We start from the raw sequence: 17,817 nt of genomic DNA, 5'->3' as shown, positions 1-17,817 counted from the left end.
ATGTTTTCAGTTCTTATGTCTCTCTATCACAGAGAGAAACCGGAAAATGTTGAGCAGTGCATGCAGAGCCTGTACGAGCAGACGCTGCCAGCTGACGAGATCGTGCTGGTCTACGACGGCCCGCTGGGCGACGATCTGAAAGCGGCGGTCAACAACTGGATGGACAAGCTGCCGCTTGTCATCGTGCCGCTGGAAAAAAACGTCGGTCTGGGCAAGGCGCTTAACGCGGGTCTGGATCGCTGCTCGCATAATATCGTCGCGCGCATGGACACCGACGACATCTGCCTGCCGGAACGCTTTGAAAAACAGATCCCCTATATGGAAGCGCATCCTGATATGGCGCTGCTGGGCGCGGCGGTAATTGAATTTGATGAATTCGGCAACGAGCGTCTGAAGCGTCTGCCGCTGAACAACGCAGAGATCCGCCATTTCGCCCGCATGAAAAACCCGTTCAACCATATGTGCGTGGTATTCCGTAAGGATAAGGTATTGGCGGCGGGCAGCTACCAGCACCACCTGTTTATGGAAGATTACAATTTGTGGCTGCGTATGCTCTCGCAGGGCTATGACGTCGCCAACCTGCACGATGTGCTGATGCGCGTGCGCTCGGGCAGCGAGATGGTCAGCAAGCGCCGCGGCATGACCTATATCAAAAGCGAGGTGCAGCTGTGGTCGTTAAAGAATCGCCTGCGCCAGACTAACTTCGTGAACGGCACGCTCTATTTTCTGATCCGCACCTCAACGCGGGTGATGCCGGTAAGCGTAATGAAGTTCCTGTACGAGCGGGATCGCAAAGGATAAAAAAGCCTGCACCGGACTATACCTCTGGATGAAACAGCATCGACACTTACCTGATTAACGGAATTTTGTATGAAGCGCAGAGAATTAATCCGAACAGCATTTTCCTCTATCGTGGCAACCGCAGCACTGAGTTCGCTACCCGCAGCTGCCCGCAGTGAAGAAGCGGGCCTGAAGCTGAAGAAAGTGCCGGCCGATGCCATTCCCAAAAATGACGTGCCGATTTTTTCACCTGACGACGTCTTCACCATGCCCGCCGAATTCTGGCATGACTTTAACGGCAAGCTCTATATCGGCAAGGCGGGCACCGATCCCGCTCAGCACCCAATCGACGTTTTTGTTAAAAGCGCCAACGGCGAAGTTTCGCTGCTGTCGCAGCCCGTGTCGTTGAACAGCGATACTTTAAAACGCTTTGTGGCAGCCAAAGGCGCGCTGTGGTCAAACAGCGAATATTCGATGGCGCTCTATAACGATCGCGACGAGCAGCTGTTCTACGTGCCGGATGTGAAAAACAGCGGCGCTTCCGAATTCAGCCGCCGCCTGGCGCAGCCTTCCGGCTACCAGCTGATTGGCGAAATCGGCTCTTACGATGAGTTACGCCAGACCCGACCGCTGTTCAACGGCGCAAAAGTGCGGCTTAAGGGCTGGCACGCCGGGACGGAAACGGGCGGCGGTGCCTTTGTCGGCGAGCTGAGCAAAGCACAGGATGACGGTGGTTATATTGCCTCGTCCGGTCAGGATTACCACTGGCGTCGCATCTCTGACGATTTGAACGCGCTGACCATCTTTGACTTTGGCGCAGTGGCCGACGGCCGCACCGACTCGCTGCCCGCCATTCAGGCAATGTTCCACTGGGCGCAGGATAACAACAGAATGTTGTCCGTGCAGTTCCCGGCCGGGCGCTTTTTCGTCTCCTCGTTTGATATTTCCGCTAACTACGTCAGCTACTTCCGCGTATCGGGCGCGCCTATCAACTTCGGCTATTTCCCCTCGACCACGATTGTCTCCGATGGCAAATCGGACTTTGCCTTTAAGGTGAACGCGCGTTGGGTAGAGATCAGCAACCTGAGCTTTGAAGGCCGCAATAAAGAACTGCCGAACACGCAGGGCTTCTATCACAACTCGTGTCCGGCGGGGCAGTACTTCCGCGGTTCCTGTCTGCGCTTTATTGGCGTTGGCGGCACGTCGCTGAGCCTGGTTGATACGCTGGATTGTAAAATCGACCAGTGGTATGCCAATAACTGTACCGGCGATGTGATCAAAGCGACCTGGTCCTATACCAAAAAAGGCAACTGGGACCACAGCACCGCTATCGAACTGTCGAACTTCAACGTGCAGCACTGCTCTAAAGGCATGGCGCTGAACCTGCCGCGCTGTACGCAGTCGATTATTCACAACGGCTGGATTGAGCACACCGAGTTTCCGGGCGATCTCTCTAACGGTCAGTGGATCGTGGATGCGTTAAGCATTGAAACCTGCCCGAACCCGCTGATTGCCCACCACTCGCGGCTGAATATGCGGCAAATCAACCTGCAGGCGAAAAGCTGGATTGATAACTCGCTGCAGGGCGATGAGTGGCTTGGCCCTTACGAACGCGGTTCTACTCGCGTAGAGTCTTACGGCATCGCCGCCGACGGCAGCATGAAGTACAACTATCTGACTTCACGCTTTCGTATTCAGAACAACAGCAACCAGGAAAAATGGTATCTGTTGGGCAACATCCATACGCCGGATGTGGGCGACAGCTGGGAAATTGAGATCCTCGGGCAGTCGCAGTTCAGCAATGGCACCACGTCGGAGCCGCTGCATAATCTGTTGAACGATCGCAACACCGGCGGTAAAGCCGTTATCACCTTGCAACGTAAGGTTCACGGTTTTGAAGGAAGCTGGCACATCGAGGGCAGCAGCCCGATTGTCGACGTGATGTATACCACTACGCACGATGCCGATACGCAGGTCTTTGTGAAGCTGGCAGGCTGGGTCGGCTCGTCCGGCGTGATGATGAAAACCACGGCGCGCGATCGCTTCCTGACCGGCCAGTGCGCCCGCTTCGATGCGGAGATGGACTTCAAAAATCCGCCGCAGGGCGCGCGTCAGGCCGTGCGTCGCTTCTCGCTGCACAATGGCAAAGCAGGGATAGGCGCCAACGAGCAGGGCGATCTGCTGGTGCAGTCGCGGCAGTTGGATGCGGCCGAGGTCGATACCACCAAACCCGGCGGTTTTGTTTCCATGGTGATCAACGGCCAGCAGGTTGCGGTGCCCTGGTATGCGCTAAAAAATCAGGGTTAACGGCTGCTTTCGGCGGTCAGCCTGCTTTTAATCGTAAAAAAGCAGGCTAGCCGGTTGATTTTTAGGATAATTACGCTTGCCTGGCTGCACAGGTTAGCTGCTAGTATTAGATAAAATTGATCAAGCTGTTCGGGGCAGGGCGAGACGTTCCTGCCCTGTTGCTAAAACCGCCTCTTGGTGGATACGACGCTGCGAATATTATGTCTTTCGCCCCGGGCGATCCGCCAGTCTGCGCAGGAGCGCGTTCCCGGGACTTACTACCGAAGACGTCGTCAGTATTTTAGGGTAAATCGATGAAACTAACTTTTTTCACCATGCGTTTTCCGGTAGCGTCAGAAACCTTTGTGCTCAACCAGGTAACCCACTTCATTGACAGTGGATATGACGTAGAGATCATTTCGGTATTTCCGGGCGATCACGTTAACCGGCATGCGGCTTTCGATCGCTACAATCTGGCGGAACGTATTCATTATCTGTTGCCGGAAGAGCAAAAAAGCAACGCGGAAAAGCTAAAGCAGCGCCTGAAAATGATCCTGCCGAAGCTCTTCAAGCCTGGGGTTATTAAGGCCATGAACGTGGGTCGCTATGGCGATCAGTCCATGAAGCTGCTGCTGCCGGCTATCGTCGCCTGGGCTAAGAAACCTATTACTTCAGATGTGTTTCTGGTGCATTTCGGCTACGCGGGCGCGCTGGCCAACAAGCTGCGTGAGCTGAAAGTGCTGCGCGGCAAGCAGGCAACGGTTTTTCACGGCGCGGATATTTCCCGTCGCTTTATCCTCAACGAGCACCGTAAAGATTATCCCATCCTTTTCCGCGATACCGAGCTGCTGCTGCCTATCAGCCATTTGTGGGAAAGAAAGCTGATTGCCATGGGCTGCCCGCCGGAGAAAATCCAGGTCACGCGGATGGGTATTGAACCTGAAAAATTCAATATGAAAGCGCGTGAAGCGCTGCATCAGCCGTTACGTATCCTTACCGTGGCGCGCCTGACCGAGAAAAAAGGCCTGGGCGTGGCGGTGGAAGCCTGCAAATATCTGAAAGAGAAAGGCGCTAATTTCCAGTACACCATTATCGGCAACGGCGATATGGAAGAGCAGATGCGCGACACTATTCGTCAGGCCCATCTGGAAGACTGCGTGCAGATGGTCGGCTTTAAGCCTCAGGAAGAGATTAAGCGTTACCTGGACGAAGCCGACATCTTCCTGCTGCCTTCGCTGACCGCTGCCGATGGCGATATGGAAGGCATTCCCGTTGCGCTGATGGAAGCGATGGCCGTAGGACTACCGGTGGTTTCCAGCGATCACAGCGGCATTCCGGAGCTGATTGAAAACAACGTTTCCGGCTGGCTGGCCCCGGAAGGCGATGCGCAGGCGCTGAGCGATATCCTGTTCCGGCTGTCCAAAGGCGATGTGGACGTCGCGCCCGTGGTCGCCGCCGCTCGCCAAAAAGTGGAAACGGAGTTTAACCAGCATATTGCCTATCAGGAACTGGCGGAAACGCTGGAAAAGCTGGCTAAGCGTTAATAAATCGCACTATTAATTTCAGATAATCTTTATTAAAGCGGCAGAGTAAATTTGCCGCTGAGTGCAGCGTAATTATATTTTTGTGCGGACTTATCGAATACCCGACAATTAATTCAGCGCTAAGCTAAGACAGGTAAAGGCGATTGCTGTGGCAATGGCCTTTTTTTATTTAAGCCCGATAAGTTATCGAAACTGAACGAGGTTCACGGCAAAGTCTGGCAAAGCCGCGCCGCCTGCGTTTGCAGGCTCGCAGCTCAAGGGCCGTTTGCCGCGTGCATTTATGAAAATTCATGGGCTAAGCATTAAAATGCCGGCCCTTATATGGGCCAGCCGCAGCTAAATTTTCAGATTAAGATTATACTTGCTGAATATCACTTTAATGCATAATTGCTGAACGTTTTTTACTTCATTTATATGGAAAAAATATGACCAAGCTTAAAGCAGTTATCCCCGTTGCGGGTCTGGGTATGCACATGCTCCCTGCTACAAAAGCCATTCCTAAAGAGATGCTGCCCGTTGTCGACAAGCCGATGATCCAGTACATCATCGACGAGTGCGTAGCGGCAGGCATCAAGGAAATTGTTCTGGTCACCCACGCGTCCAAGAATGCGGTTGAAAACCATTTCGATACCTCTTATGAGCTGGAAGCCCTGCTGGAAGCGCGCGTGAAGCGTTCGCTGCTGAGCGAAGTGCAATCAATCTGTCCGCCAGGCGTGACCATCATGAACGTGCGTCAGCCACAGCCGCTGGGCCTGGCTAACTCTATTCTGTGCGCTCGTCCTATGCTGCACGACGAAGCTTTCGTGGTCGTTCTGCCGGACGTGCTGCTGGACGACTCTACTGCCGATCCGCTGCGCTATAACCTGGCCGCGATGGTTGCGCGTTTCGAAGAAACCGGCCACAGCCAGGTGCTGGCGCACCATATGCCTGAAGCCGACCTTTCCGAATACTCCGTGATTAAAACGAAAGAAGTCATGGATAACCCGGGTCAGACCAGCCAGATCCTGGAGTTCGTGGAGAAGCCGGAGCAGCCGCAGACGCTGCAATCCGATCTGGCTGCGGTAGGCCGCTACGTGCTCTCCGCCGATATCTGGGCCGAGCTGGAAAATCTGGAGCCGGGCGCCTGGGGCCGTTACCAGCTGACCGACGCTATCGCCAGCCTGGCGAAAAAGCAGCGTGTTGACGCGCAGCAGCTGACCGGTACCAGCTTCGACTGCGGCCGTAAATTAGGCTACATGAAAGCTTTTGTCTCCTGGGGACTGAGAAATAACGCGCAGGGCCGCGAGTTCCGCGAAGAAATCAAAAAGATCCTCGCTAAGTAATTTCCCATTATTTAAGGTCGCGCCAGCGCGGCCATAAAGGAGTCAATATGGCTATTTTGGTAACGGGCGGAGCGGGCTACATCGGTTCGCACACGGTGCTGACGCTTCTGGAACGCGGCGACGACGTGGTGGTTCTGGATAACCTGAGCAACGCTTCCCGCGAATCTATCGTTCGGGTAGAAAAGCTGACCGGTAAAAAGGCCGTTTTTTGCGAAGGTGATATCCTGGATCGCGCCTGCCTGCGCGACCTTTTCGCTCAGCACAATATCACTGCGGTTATTCACTTTGCTGGTCTGAAGGCGGTTGGGGAATCTACCCGTATGCCGCTGGAATACTATCAAAATAACGTGACCGGCACGCTGGTGCTGCTGGAAGAGATGCGCGCTGCCGGCGTGAATCAGTTTATTTTCAGCTCTTCCGCCACCGTTTACGGCGCGGATGCGCCGGTACCCTACGTTGAGACTACGCCAATCGGCGGCACAACCAGCCCTTACGGTACCTCTAAGCTGATGGTTGAGCTGATCCTGCGTGACTATGCCAAAGCCAATCCGGAGCTGAAAGCCATTGCGCTGCGCTACTTTAACCCGGTAGGCGCGCATGAATCCGGCCAGATTGGCGAGGATCCAAACGGTATCCCTAACAACCTGCTGCCTTATATTGCGCAGGTTGCGATTGGCCGCCTTGAAAAGCTGGGTATCTTCGGCGACGACTATCCGACTAAAGACGGCACCGGCGTACGTGACTATATTCACGTAATGGATCTGGCAGAAGGCCACCTGAAAGCGCTGGATCATCTGTCGGCTATCAGCGGTTATAAAGCCTATAACCTGGGCGCGGGCGAAGGCTATTCCGTACTGGAAATGGTGAAGGCGTTCGAGAAGGCTTCCGGTCGTCCGGTGCCTTACCAGGTCTCGCCTCGTCGCGATGGCGATCTGGCAGCGTTCTGGGCCGACGCCTCGCTGGCAGATAAAGAGCTGAACTGGCGCGTTTCACGCGGCATCGATGAGATGATGCGTGACACCTGGAACTGGCAGAGCAATAACCCTAACGGTTATAAATAAAAAAAGCACAGCGAATGCTGTGCTTCAGGTAAAACGTCGAGCACAGCTTCCGCTGTGCTTTTTTAAATCTTTTCGTCGATCAGATTTTGCAAATACTGACCATAAGAAGTTTTTGACAGTAGTTTTGCCTGTACTGCCACTTCCTCATAATTTAGCCAACCTTTACGCCAGGCGATTTCTTCCAGACAGGCAACCTTCATGCCCTGACGTTTCTCAATAGTATGGATAAACTGCGACGCTTCAATCAGGCTGTCGTGCGTGCCCGTATCCAGCCAGGCGAAACCGCGCCCCAGCAGTTCAACGTTCAGCTGACCTTTTTCCATATACATTTCGTTCAGCGTGGTGATTTCAAGCTCGCCACGATGGGACGGTTTAACCTGCTTAGCCATTTCTACTACGCTGTTATCGTAGAAATACAGGCCAGTGACGGCCCAGTGCGATTTCGGCTTTAACGGTTTTTCTTCAATAGAAAGCGCACGGAAGTTTTCATCGAATTCGACCACGCCAAAACGTTCCGGGTCCATTACCTGGTAACCAAACACGGTAGCGCCGCTTTTTAACTGCGCAGCGGTTTCCAGCTTTTTCCCAAAGCTCTGGCCAAAGAAAATGTTGTCGCCCAGCACCAGCGCGCAGGGATCGCCGGCAATAAATTCCTCACCGATAATAAAGGCCTGCGCCAGGCCATCAGGAGAAGGCTGGACGGCATATTCCAGCTGAATGCCAAACTGACTGCCGTCGCCCAACAAACGCTGAAACGAAGATAGATCGTCCGGCGTGGTGATAATCAAAATTTCTCTGATCCCTGACAGCATCAGTACGGAAAGCGGATGATAGATCATCGGCTTATCGTAGATGGGCAGCAGCTGTTTTGATATGCCGCGGGTAATAGGGTACAGACGCGTTCCGGAGCCTCCGGCTAAAACGATGCCTTTCATAAAATACCTTTTATTTATTTAAACCCAGACGTTCGCCTGCATAGGCGCCGCTCTGCACACGCTGCCACCATTCGCTATTATTCAGATACCACTCAACGGTTTTACGAATACCGGTTTCAAACGTTTCCTGCGGCCGCCAGCCCAGCTCGCGAGCGATTTTGCCGGCGTCAATGGCGTAGCGCATATCATGGCCAGGACGATCGGTAACGTGGGTGATCAGCTCGGCAAAATGGCTCACACCGTTTGGTTTGCCAGCAATCAGCTCATCCAGGATCGAGCAAATGGTTTTCACCACCTCGATATTTTTCCGTTCGTTGTGGCCGCCGATGTTGTAGGTTTCGCCCACTTCGCCTTCCGATACGACTTTATACAGCGCTCGGGCATGGTCTTCGACATAGAGCCAGTCGCGGATTTGCAGGCCTTCACCGTAAACGGGCAGCGGTTTGCCGGCCAGCGCGTTCAGGATAACCAGCGGGATCAGTTTTTCTGGAAAGTGATAAGGACCATAATTGTTTGAACAGTTGGTAATAATTACCGGCAGACCATAGGTACGGTGCCATGCGCGCACCAGGTGATCGCTGGAAGCTTTAGAAGCGGAGTAAGGGCTGCTTGGCGCATAAGGCGTGGTTTCCACGAAAAGATCGTCCGTACCGTGCAGGTCGCCATAAACCTCATCGGTGGAGATATGATGGAAACGGAAAGCAGATTTCTTCTCGCTGGAAAGCGAGGACCAATAAGCTCGGGCCGCTTCTAACAGCGTATAGGTGCCGACAATATTGGTTTCGATAAAGGCAGCCGGGCCATCGATAGAGCGGTCAACATGGCTTTCTGCCGCCAGATGCATAACGGCATCCGGTTGAAATTCTGTGAAGGCTCTTTTCATGGCGGCCGCATCGCAAATGTCAGCCTGAAGGAAGTGATAGCGAGGACTTTGTGAAACGGCAGCTAAAGATTCCAGATTGCCGGCATAGGTCAGGCTATCCACCACCAGTACCGTCGCCTGAATATCGTTAATAAGATGCCTGACGACGGCTGAACCGATAAAACCTGCACCGCCTGTTACAAGAATTTTCATGAATTAAAGCTCACTCATTTGCTATCGCGAAGTTATCCAGCATATTAAGCCGCAGGATCAGAGAGATAACCTGACCACAGGTTAAGAGAGCAAATTATACCTGTAACCACAATCGCCTCAACCATCGAAGGGCAAAAAACACGCGTTTAGTTACAGTTTTTCCCAGTATCATTCCTGCCTGTAACCGCTCATAAGGATATAAAGGCTGATGAGATGTAAATGAGCAGCAGGCGCAAGAATATTTTAAGGGTGCAATGGCGAAAATTTCTTTAAGTCAAGAGCTTATATGACCTTTATATGAAATTCCTTTACAGACAAACTCGTAAGAAAAAAAAGAATTACTGACACAGGGTTCAGCGTCGATCGAGTTAATGCTAAGATCAACCCCTTAAAACTGGCTCTTTTGATTTTGTTGAATGATCCATAAAATACGAATCAGCGCCAAAAGCATGTATTAACGGATGACGAACGGTGTACAAATGAAAGTTACTGAGACGCGTGTACAGGGTGTAAAACTCATCGAGCCAAAGGTTTTTGGCGATGAGCGAGGTTTTTTTCTCGAAACATTCCAGAAAGAGCGTTACCAGGCGTTGCTGGACATAGATTTAGATTTTGTGCAGGACAATCACTCCCGTTCGTCTCAGGGGGTTTTGAGAGGGCTGCATTTTCAAACTTCAAGGCCGCAGGGCAAGCTGGTCCGGGTCGTACGTGGTGAAGTTTTCGATGTGGCGGTAGACATTCGTCCTGATTCGCCTACGTTTGGCCAGTGGGCTGGCGTTTATCTTTCCGAAGAAAATAAAAACCAGTTCTGGGTTCCACCCGGCCTGGCGCACGGGTTCGTAGTGATTTCAGAATTTGCTGATTTTGAATACAAGTGTACAGACTATTATGACCCGCAACACGAAGGCTGTCTGCTGTGGAACGATCCTCAATTGAATATCGAGTGGCCTGTCGCTGAGCCACTACTTTCCGGTAAAGACGCGCAAGGTAAATTGTTCAGAGAGCTGTTCAAATGAAAGTGCTGTTAACCGGTGCATCTGGTCAGGTTGGTTCTTGCTTCCAGGATCTTGCTAAAGAGAAGTTTCCGCAGGTTACGCTGCTGGCTACCGATCGCTCGCAGCTGGATATCTCTGACGCTGCCGCTGTTGAACGGCTTGTCGGACAATTTCAGCCAGACGTTATTTTTAATGCGGCTGCCTATACTGCGGTAGATCGCGCGGAATCCGATCCTGAAGGTGCCTGGAACGTAAATGTACAGGCTGTAGAAAACCTTGCACTTGCCGCTCAGCGCCATCATGCGTTTCTTATCCATATTTCTACCGATTACGTTTTTAATGGAGAAGCAGATAAGCCTTGGGCTGAGGATCATCCCTGCGATCCGCAAAGCATATATGGTTCTACCAAACTGGCTGGTGAGAAAGCGGCGCTGACCTGTGAGCAGGCAATAGTACTGAGGACGTCATGGGTATTTAGCGAATATGGCAATAATTTTCTGAAAACCATGCTGCGGTTGGGTAAAGAGCGCCCCGCACTAAGCATTATTGACGATCAGCGTGGATGCCCTACCTATGCAGGCGATATAGCCAGTGCTGCGATGGAGATAATATTTGCCGCCCCGCGCCCTACAGGTATTTATCACTATAGCGGTGTAGGTGAAACTAGCTGGTTTGGCTTCGCAGAAGCCATTTTACAGAAGGCCTGTGTCGCCGGACTGCTGGAAAAAATGCCTGAGCTGACGCCCATCCCGACCACCCAGTTTCCTACGCCAGCGAAACGACCAAAGTATTCGGTTATGTCTACGCAAAAGATTGCAGCAGCAGGCATTATGCCCGTTAGCTGGCTGCCACGTATTGATCTCGTATTGCAAAAGCTGAAGACAAGCCTATCCTGAAAAACCTGGCGTTCGCGCAACATGCAAATCAGAGCAACGGACCGGCACACGGGACAGGTGCTAATTTCAGACAGGTTTAACGATGGATAATAACCCATATATGCAAATAGTCGCCTCAATCGTTCTGTATCGTCATACTCAGGCAGACATCGAGCCAACGCTGGCTTCTTTGTTAAGCGAGGAAACGGTAGAAAAGATCGTGCTGGTGGACAATGGCGGTGCTGACTGGGCTGCAAAGTTGCATCATCCGCGAGTTGACTATATTCGGGCTGAAAGCAACCGTGGGTTTGGCGCGGGACACAATATTGCAATAAAAAAATACCTTAAGCAATCTGAGTATTTTTTAATCTGCAATCCTGATATACGCTTTCATGAAGGATCTGTTTCCGCTTTATATCACGTGGCCAGGCAAAACAAATATAAATTTGTTTCGCCCTCAATTGTTTATTCGGACGGATCAAAACAGTTTAGCTGCCGTCTTTTACCTACGCCAGTAAATTTATTTGTTCGTCGGTTTATCCCGGCATTGGCAAAGGATCTCGATAATAAATATGAGCTGCGAAATGCAGATTTTTCGAAAGTTTTCACTGTACCTTCAGTATCTGGCTGTTTTATGTTTTTAGAATCCGATCTGCTTGCCAGACTGGAAGGTTTTGATGACAGATACTTTATGTATATGGAAGATATTGATCTTTGCCGCCGAGCCCTAAAGTATACAGATATTATTTACTATTCAGATGTCACTGTTACACATCTTTTTAAGAAAGGATCTTATAAAAGTAAATACCTCTTATTGCAACATATTTTATCATCGATAAAATATTTTAATAAATGGGGCTGGTTTTTCGATCCGCTAAGACGTTCAAAAAATAAAGAGTGTTTGAAGTCGGTACCCACCAGGGCCGATACCTAAATACTGTTTGAGGTATTAATAATATGTTCAAAAAATTTATTATGGCAGGTTCAGAGAGGGGAGAGAAATGAGCAACCCTCATTTAAAACAGCGTATTTCCGTCAGGGCGATGCTGGCTTCAATTTTTCGTCATAAGCAATTGATTTATCAAATGACCAAGCGAGAAGTTGTCGGCCGTTATAAAGGCTCCAGCATGGGGCTGGCCTGGTCTTTTCTGAATCCTTTATTTATGCTCGCGGTTTATACCTTCGTCTTTTCCGTAGCCTTTAAAGCCCGCTGGTCCGTGGGCGGTGATGAAAGTAAAACGCAATTTGCACTGATACTGTTTGTGGGCATGATTGTGCATGGTCTGTTCGCTGAGGTGGTAAACAAAGCCCCAACAATTATTTTGGGAAATATCAATTACGTCAAAAAAGTTGTTTACCCCCTTGAAACGTTATCCGTTATCAGCCTGCTTTCCGCTATTTTTCATAGCGTAATTAGCCTGTTTGTCCTGATGCTCGCTTTCTTTACTTTTAACGGCTATCTGCACTGGACAAGCGTCTTTCTACCCGCTGTGTTTATACCTTTGATAATTTTTTGTCTTGGCTTATCCTGGATCCTTTCTTCACTAGGTGTTTATATTCGTGATGTAGGGCAAACCACCATGATCATTACTACCATCATGATGTTTCTCTCTCCGGTATTTTTTCCTATCACGGCTATTCCTGAAAAGTTCCGTATCTGGATTATGCTTAATCCGCTCACTTTTATCATTGAGCAAGCACGTGAAGTTCTAATTTGGGGGCATATACCAAACTGGAAAGGATTATTAATCTATACCGGCTGTGCCTCTGTTATTGCCTGGCTCGGCTTTGCTTTCTTCCAGAAAACCAGAAAGGGATTCGCTGATGTCCTCTAATGAATTTGCTGTCCGCATTGAAGGACTGAGTAAGTGCTATCACATCTACGATCGTCCCAGGGATCGCCTGAAACAATTCGTTCTCCCGCACGCGCGCCGCTTCGCAGGGAAAAGTACCCAAAATTATTTTAAAGAGTTTTGGGCCTTGAGGAATGTTTCTTTTACCATTAACCGTGGTGAAACCGTAGGTATTATTGGCCGCAACGGCGCAGGAAAATCGACGCTGTTACAGATGATCTGTGGGACGCTTTCCCCTACGGCGGGAAGCGTAGAAATCAACGGCCGCGTCGCCGCTCTGCTGGAACTGGGCGCAGGATTTAATCCGGAATTTACCGGACGCGAAAATGTCTACCTCAATGCCAGCGTATTGGGCATGAGCAGAAGCGAAACTGACGCTAAGCTCGACGAAATATTAAGCTTTGCCGATATAGGCAACTTTATCGATCAGCCTGTGAAAACTTACTCCAGCGGCATGTACGTGCGACTTGCTTTTGCCGTGCAGGCCTGTGTGGATCCAGAAATATTGATTGTCGATGAAGCATTGGCGGTAGGCGATATCGGATTCCAGTACAAATGCTTCAAACGAATGGAAGCCTTAAAGAAAAAGGGCACAACTATCCTGATGGTAACGCATTCGACTGGCAGTATCCTGGAATATGCCGATCGCTGCATCGTGATGAAAAACGGCGAATTGGTCGCTGACACCACGGATGTTCTGGCTGCCGTGCTTGCCTATGAAAAAGGCATGATCCTTTCGCAAGCCGAAGCGGTAGAAAATGTTAAGCCTCAAAACGAAACTCTTGCTGCCACGGCTTTCAGTGTCCCAGATCTACAGCGGATTCAGCAGACAGGTATTCATCGTGAAGTCGATGAAAAACGCTTCGGTAGCGCTCGCGCTATTATAGAAAAAATGGCCGTCATCAAGTCTGACGGTACGCCTCTGGAAGAGAAGCCAATGGTGAAAGCCGGTGAGGCGCTCACTTTTAACTTCACCCTGTTGGTTGCGGAGGAAATTAAAGAAGCCGTGCTGGGTATTTCTTTGTCCAGAGCGCAGGGGGGAGACGTTTGGGGCGATAATAATATTGCCGCCGGGCAACCTTTTCATCTTAAACCGGGTAAATATTATATTGATTACAAGGTAACTCTGCCTCTCAATGCGGGTGATTATTTAATCCATTGTGGGCTGGCTTCTTTGGATAATGGACAGCGTGAAGAGCTGGATCAGCGTCGCCCGATGCACAAAATAAAATATTGGGCGCCGCGTGAGCAGGGTGGTGTGCTTTACGCCCCGGTCAAGGTTTCCTTTAAAGAGAGTGCCGACAAATGATTGTCGCCTATTTCCCTTCTTTTCCATTCAGGGGGCAGTCTGCCCCTTATTTATGGATATTTTATAAGCTATTGACGACCTATGGCGATCGACTGCATTTTCTGACTGACGATCTTTATCGTAGAGATATCGATATCTGGCGTCAGTATGAACGCTGGGAATTGCTGGACGATTCGCAAACTCGTCAGGGCTATCGGCTGCCTACTCCGGCAGAACTGGCCGCTATGAGCTTCACCCCTTTTAACAGCGACTTTTTTGTCCGAAAGTTGGCCGAGCATAACGGTAATCCGACGCGTGCGTTTTATGATTACCTCACTACAGAAGATGCTACGCTTGAAAAAGATTTCCATGATACGATTTTGTCAATCGGAAAGGTCGAAGTTGTACTAAACTGGTGTAATTGTCCTTCTTTATCCCTGGCTTGTAAAAAGTTGAATATACCAGTAATGAATATGGAGTTAGGGCCGTTAAGACACCCGGAATACATCTCTACGGGCTACCTTGATTTTAGCGGCGTCAATGGCAACACTGAAGCAGCGACTCGCTATGCGGCCGTGGCGAAAGAATGCCGGTTAGACCTGACGCTTGAAGATTTAAGAGATTTTTTTGCCTCTTCGCCGTTGCCCCCGCTGACAAAAGAATACAAATCAGGCATAGTGCTACAGGTCGAAAATGACTCTAATCTTATTGCTTATGCTAATGGTTTCAATAATCAGGTATTGCTCGATTACGCACGCTTAAACTACGACAGCGATTTTATCGTGCGTAGCCATCCGGGCAGCGCTTTCAGATTAAATGACGAACTTTTTAATGTAGACAAATCAGCTACCAGCATTGATTTTATTGCTCGTTGTAAAAAAATAGTGACTATCAATTCCAGTGTAGGTCTTGAAGCGTTGTTAATGGGCGTGCCGGTTGCTGCTTTTGGCGATTCATCTTTTCGATTTATTTTAGAGGCAGAAGATGAAAAGGAACGTATTAACCGCCTTGGGTTTTACCTGTTTGCTTATCTGGTACCCTATTCCCTTATCTTTGATTTAGACTATATACGTTTCAGGCTCGCTAAGCCCGATGAAAAGGCGATTATAAAAAAACATCTTCAATTTTATGAAAGTGCAGGAAATACAAAATGAATGATAACGATAAGGGATCACTGGCATCCGATATCGAAAACGGCGTTAAGGACCGTAAGATAAAGGAATTAACCTCCAGCATCGCTGCGTTGCAGAATACTATAGCCATGCTGGAAGCTAATCGTGTTGAAACCCAGGCTGGCCATATTGCTTCAGCTAATGACCATTCAACGCTGGAAGCGGAAAATCAGACGCTGAAAGAGCAGGTAGCCGCTCTAATAACCCAGTTGGATGAGGTGCAGGCTAGCCACCGCAAAGCGCTGGCACGCAACGACATTGATCTGTCGAAAACGGTTGACGTCATTGTCCCTGTCTATGCTGGCCTGGAAGAAACCCAGGAGTGTATTGAATCCACGTTGGCTTCAATTCCGGACTGGGCGCAGCTGGTCGTTATTAACGATTGCTCACCGGAGCCGGAGCTGACGGAGTGGTTACGCGCGCGTAGCAGCAATGATGAGTTTATCCTGCTGGAAAACGAAACTAATCTGGGCTTTGTGGCTACAGTCAATCGCGGAATGCAGCTTCACCTGCGTAACGACGTGCTATTACTCAACAGCGACGTTGAGGTGGCGAACGACTGGCTCGAAAGAATCAAAGATGCCGCCTATAGCAAAGAACGGGTAGGCAGCATCACACCGTTTTCAAATAATGCCACTATTTGCAGCTTCCCTAATTTTTGCGAAGATAACGAGCTGTTGCTCGGGCTGGACGTTAAAGCCCTGGACGACCATTTCGCCAGCTATGGCACTCAGGACAACCTGGTTGAGATCCCCACGGGGATCGGCTTCTGCATGTATATTCGTCGCGACTGTTTAAATCAGGTTGGTTATTTCGATGTCGAAACTTTTGGTCGCGGCTATGGCGAAGAAAATGACTGGTGTCAGCGAGCAGATAAGCTGGGTTGGAAAAATTATCATCAGCTGAACGTGTTTGCCTACCATAAAGGCGGCGTCAGTTTTGCCGGTGAGCAGAGCCCACGTAAGCTCAAAGCTATGGAGCTTTTGTCCGAACTGCACCCGAATTATACTGCTGACGTTATGTCCTTTATCGCTGCCGATCCGGCTAAAAAAGCTCGTCAACAGATGATGGCGCGTATTATCGCTACCACGCCGGTCCCTAAAGTGCTGCTGGTCAGCCATAAAATGGGCGGCGGCGTAGTTACCCATCTAAATGAGCTTATTGCGCATTACAAGAATAAAGTGCATTTTTTACTGCTGTCGCCAGGTGAAAAAGAGAATACCTATGCACTGGCGCTAACGGCGGAAGGCGCGGCCAACAAAGACCGGATCATTTTCGATCTGGATCAGGGCACAGATAAATTAATAGATTTGCTGACCTTCGTAGGTATAGGTAATATTCACTATCACCATATTATGGGATTCAGCAAAGAGATCCTGGCGCTGCATGAAAAGCTGAAATGCAGTTATGATATAACGGTACATGACTACTTTTTAATTAACGGCAACCCCACGTTAACCGACCGAAACGGACGCTTCTGCGGCGATGATTTAACCACTATGGATCAGCTCTGCATTGAGCACTATCCAGTGCCAATGTATATGCCGCTGGAAGACTACCGCAAGCATGTCGCCGTCTGGCTACAGGGCGCACAGCGCGTGATTTTTCCATCAATTGATACGCAGGCGCGCTATGCCAATGTATACGATGCGAAAAATTACAATGCGGTCAGCGCGTGGCATATCGACCATCATGTTAAACAGCTTGATGTGCCGGTTAAAGCGCCGCAGCCTTCGCGCAATCTGAATGTCCTCATTATTGGTGCTATCAGCAAAGAGAAGGGCGCTGTTCTTCTGGAAGAAACCGCCGTCGCCCTGAATGGACATCCGGTGAAATTTACCCTGATGGGATATGCTTTCCGTCCGTTACACAGTGCAATTAATACGCTGGGCGGCTATTCAGATGCCGATATCGAAAAAATCATTGAGGAAGTGAAGCCTGACGTGGTCTGGTATCCTGCTCAATGGCCAGAAACCTATAGCTATACGCTTAGCATCGCCCTGGAGAATAGTTTGCCTGTGATCGTGCCTAACATTGGCGCATTCCCGGAGCGGGTTAACGAGCGTCAATATAGCAGAGTCATCCAGTGGGATATGGCGATCCCGGCGCTGAAGGAATTCTTCCTCTCGCTGGCGGCCGATCCGGCACTGCTGAGTAATGGTGAAAATAAGCACAATATACTTGATGATAAAGGCATCAAGCTAAATAAAGGATTTTATCAGGCGGAATACCTCAATCCTGAATGGCAGCGCAAAGGGAAACTCGGCATTATCGATTACAAAACGTTGATCAATCATGTTGAGGTTACCAGGGTAATTAGCGATCAGCTCTCGCAAAAAGAGGTCTATCTGGCGAAACTGTGGAAGCTCATTCAGCTTCCTGGCGTTAAAGTTGTTGCGCGGCTAATCCCTTATCGTTTGCAGCGTTATGTGAAACGGCGATTATCAAATCGTGCTATTCACGAGATTGTTAAATAGTGCCTGGGCCCCCGCATCGCGGGGGCTTTTTATTTCAGAGTGTAAATAATGCTGTCGCGGTTACTATTAATGACTGTTTTTTATTCATTGACATGCTTTATATATGGTTATTACTTAAGCATTAATCTGAAAAGAGTAATAGCTGTGATAGCTT

The 17,817-nt window shown here is 49.8% G+C and carries 14 protein-coding genes; 12 read left to right on the top strand and 2 right to left on the bottom strand.

Features of this window, described 5'->3' with window-relative positions:
* The 5 genes from QCD69_RS03915 (at position 1) to galE (ending at position 6,993) form a co-directional block, all read left to right on the top strand.
* A complete protein-coding gene (locus QCD69_RS03915) occupies positions 1-801 on the top strand; it encodes a glycosyltransferase family 2 protein (protein ID WP_301251112.1) in 801 nt (266 codons plus the stop codon).
* Positions 802-870: 69 nt separating this feature from the next.
* On the top strand, positions 871-3,087 hold the full coding sequence (locus tag QCD69_RS03910; RefSeq protein ID WP_253460074.1) for a phage tailspike protein: 2,217 nt from the start codon (positions 871-873) through the stop codon (positions 3,085-3,087).
* Positions 3,088-3,380: 293 nt separating this feature from the next.
* Positions 3,381-4,610: a glycosyltransferase gene (locus QCD69_RS03905; RefSeq protein WP_301251111.1), complete on the top strand. Its 1,230-nt coding sequence runs from the start codon at positions 3,381-3,383 to the stop codon at positions 4,608-4,610.
* A gap of 425 nt (positions 4,611-5,035) precedes the next feature.
* Complete coding sequence (gene galF / locus QCD69_RS03900) at positions 5,036-5,932, top strand: UTP--glucose-1-phosphate uridylyltransferase GalF (protein WP_301251110.1); 897 nt, start codon at positions 5,036-5,038, stop codon at positions 5,930-5,932.
* A gap of 47 nt (positions 5,933-5,979) precedes the next feature.
* Positions 5,980-6,993, top strand: coding sequence for a UDP-glucose 4-epimerase GalE (gene galE, locus QCD69_RS03895; RefSeq protein ID WP_301251109.1), 1,014 nt, complete (start codon positions 5,980-5,982; stop codon positions 6,991-6,993).
* Between the two features lie 62 nt (positions 6,994-7,055).
* Here galE and rfbA read toward each other — a convergent pair whose 3' ends face one another.
* On the bottom strand, positions 7,056-7,928 hold the full coding sequence (gene rfbA, locus QCD69_RS03890; protein WP_301251107.1) for a glucose-1-phosphate thymidylyltransferase RfbA: 873 nt from the start codon (positions 7,926-7,928) through the stop codon (positions 7,056-7,058).
* A gap of 10 nt (positions 7,929-7,938) precedes the next feature.
* Positions 7,939-9,003: a dTDP-glucose 4,6-dehydratase gene (gene rfbB / locus QCD69_RS03885; protein ID WP_301251105.1), complete on the bottom strand. Its 1,065-nt coding sequence runs from the start codon at positions 9,001-9,003 to the stop codon at positions 7,939-7,941.
* A 479-nt stretch (positions 9,004-9,482) separates the two neighbouring features.
* On the opposite strand from rfbB, the gene rfbC reads away from it, so the two are divergent.
* The 7 genes from rfbC to QCD69_RS03850 all read left to right on the top strand — a co-directional run bounded on the left by rfbC (position 9,483) and on the right by QCD69_RS03850 (position 17,663).
* Positions 9,483-10,019, top strand: a complete 537-nt coding sequence (gene rfbC / locus QCD69_RS03880) for a dTDP-4-dehydrorhamnose 3,5-epimerase (RefSeq protein WP_253460089.1) — start codon at positions 9,483-9,485, stop codon at positions 10,017-10,019.
* Complete coding sequence (gene rfbD / locus QCD69_RS03875) at positions 10,016-10,894, top strand: dTDP-4-dehydrorhamnose reductase (protein WP_253460092.1); 879 nt, start codon at positions 10,016-10,018, stop codon at positions 10,892-10,894. The genes rfbC and rfbD overlap by 4 nt, the downstream gene beginning before the upstream one ends.
* 82 nt (positions 10,895-10,976) lie before the next feature.
* The gene (locus QCD69_RS03870; protein ID WP_253460095.1) at positions 10,977-11,807 is read left to right on the top strand and encodes a glycosyltransferase; all 831 of its coding nucleotides are present in this window, start codon (positions 10,977-10,979) and stop codon (positions 11,805-11,807) included.
* A 67-nt stretch (positions 11,808-11,874) separates the two neighbouring features.
* Positions 11,875-12,708 (top strand): ABC transporter permease, encoded by an 834-nt coding sequence (locus QCD69_RS03865; RefSeq protein ID WP_253460098.1) that lies wholly within the window; start codon positions 11,875-11,877, stop codon positions 12,706-12,708.
* Positions 12,698-14,035: an ABC transporter ATP-binding protein gene (locus QCD69_RS03860; RefSeq protein ID WP_253460101.1), complete on the top strand. Its 1,338-nt coding sequence runs from the start codon at positions 12,698-12,700 to the stop codon at positions 14,033-14,035. The genes QCD69_RS03865 and QCD69_RS03860 overlap by 11 nt, the downstream gene beginning before the upstream one ends.
* On the top strand, positions 14,032-15,168 hold the full coding sequence (locus QCD69_RS03855; RefSeq protein WP_253460104.1) for a GT99 family glycosyltransferase N-terminal domain-containing protein: 1,137 nt from the start codon (positions 14,032-14,034) through the stop codon (positions 15,166-15,168). The genes QCD69_RS03860 and QCD69_RS03855 overlap by 4 nt, the downstream gene beginning before the upstream one ends.
* Positions 15,165-17,663, top strand: coding sequence for a glycosyltransferase (locus QCD69_RS03850; RefSeq protein WP_301251102.1), 2,499 nt, complete (start codon positions 15,165-15,167; stop codon positions 17,661-17,663). The genes QCD69_RS03855 and QCD69_RS03850 overlap by 4 nt, the downstream gene beginning before the upstream one ends.
* The last annotated feature ends 154 nt before the right edge of the window (positions 17,664-17,817 follow it).

It is taken from the genome of Erwinia sp. PsM31 (assembly GCF_030433775.1).
Taxonomy (GTDB): Bacteria; Pseudomonadota; Gammaproteobacteria; order Enterobacterales; family Enterobacteriaceae; genus Erwinia; species Erwinia aeris.
This window is presented reverse-complemented; position numbering and strand designations above follow the sequence as displayed.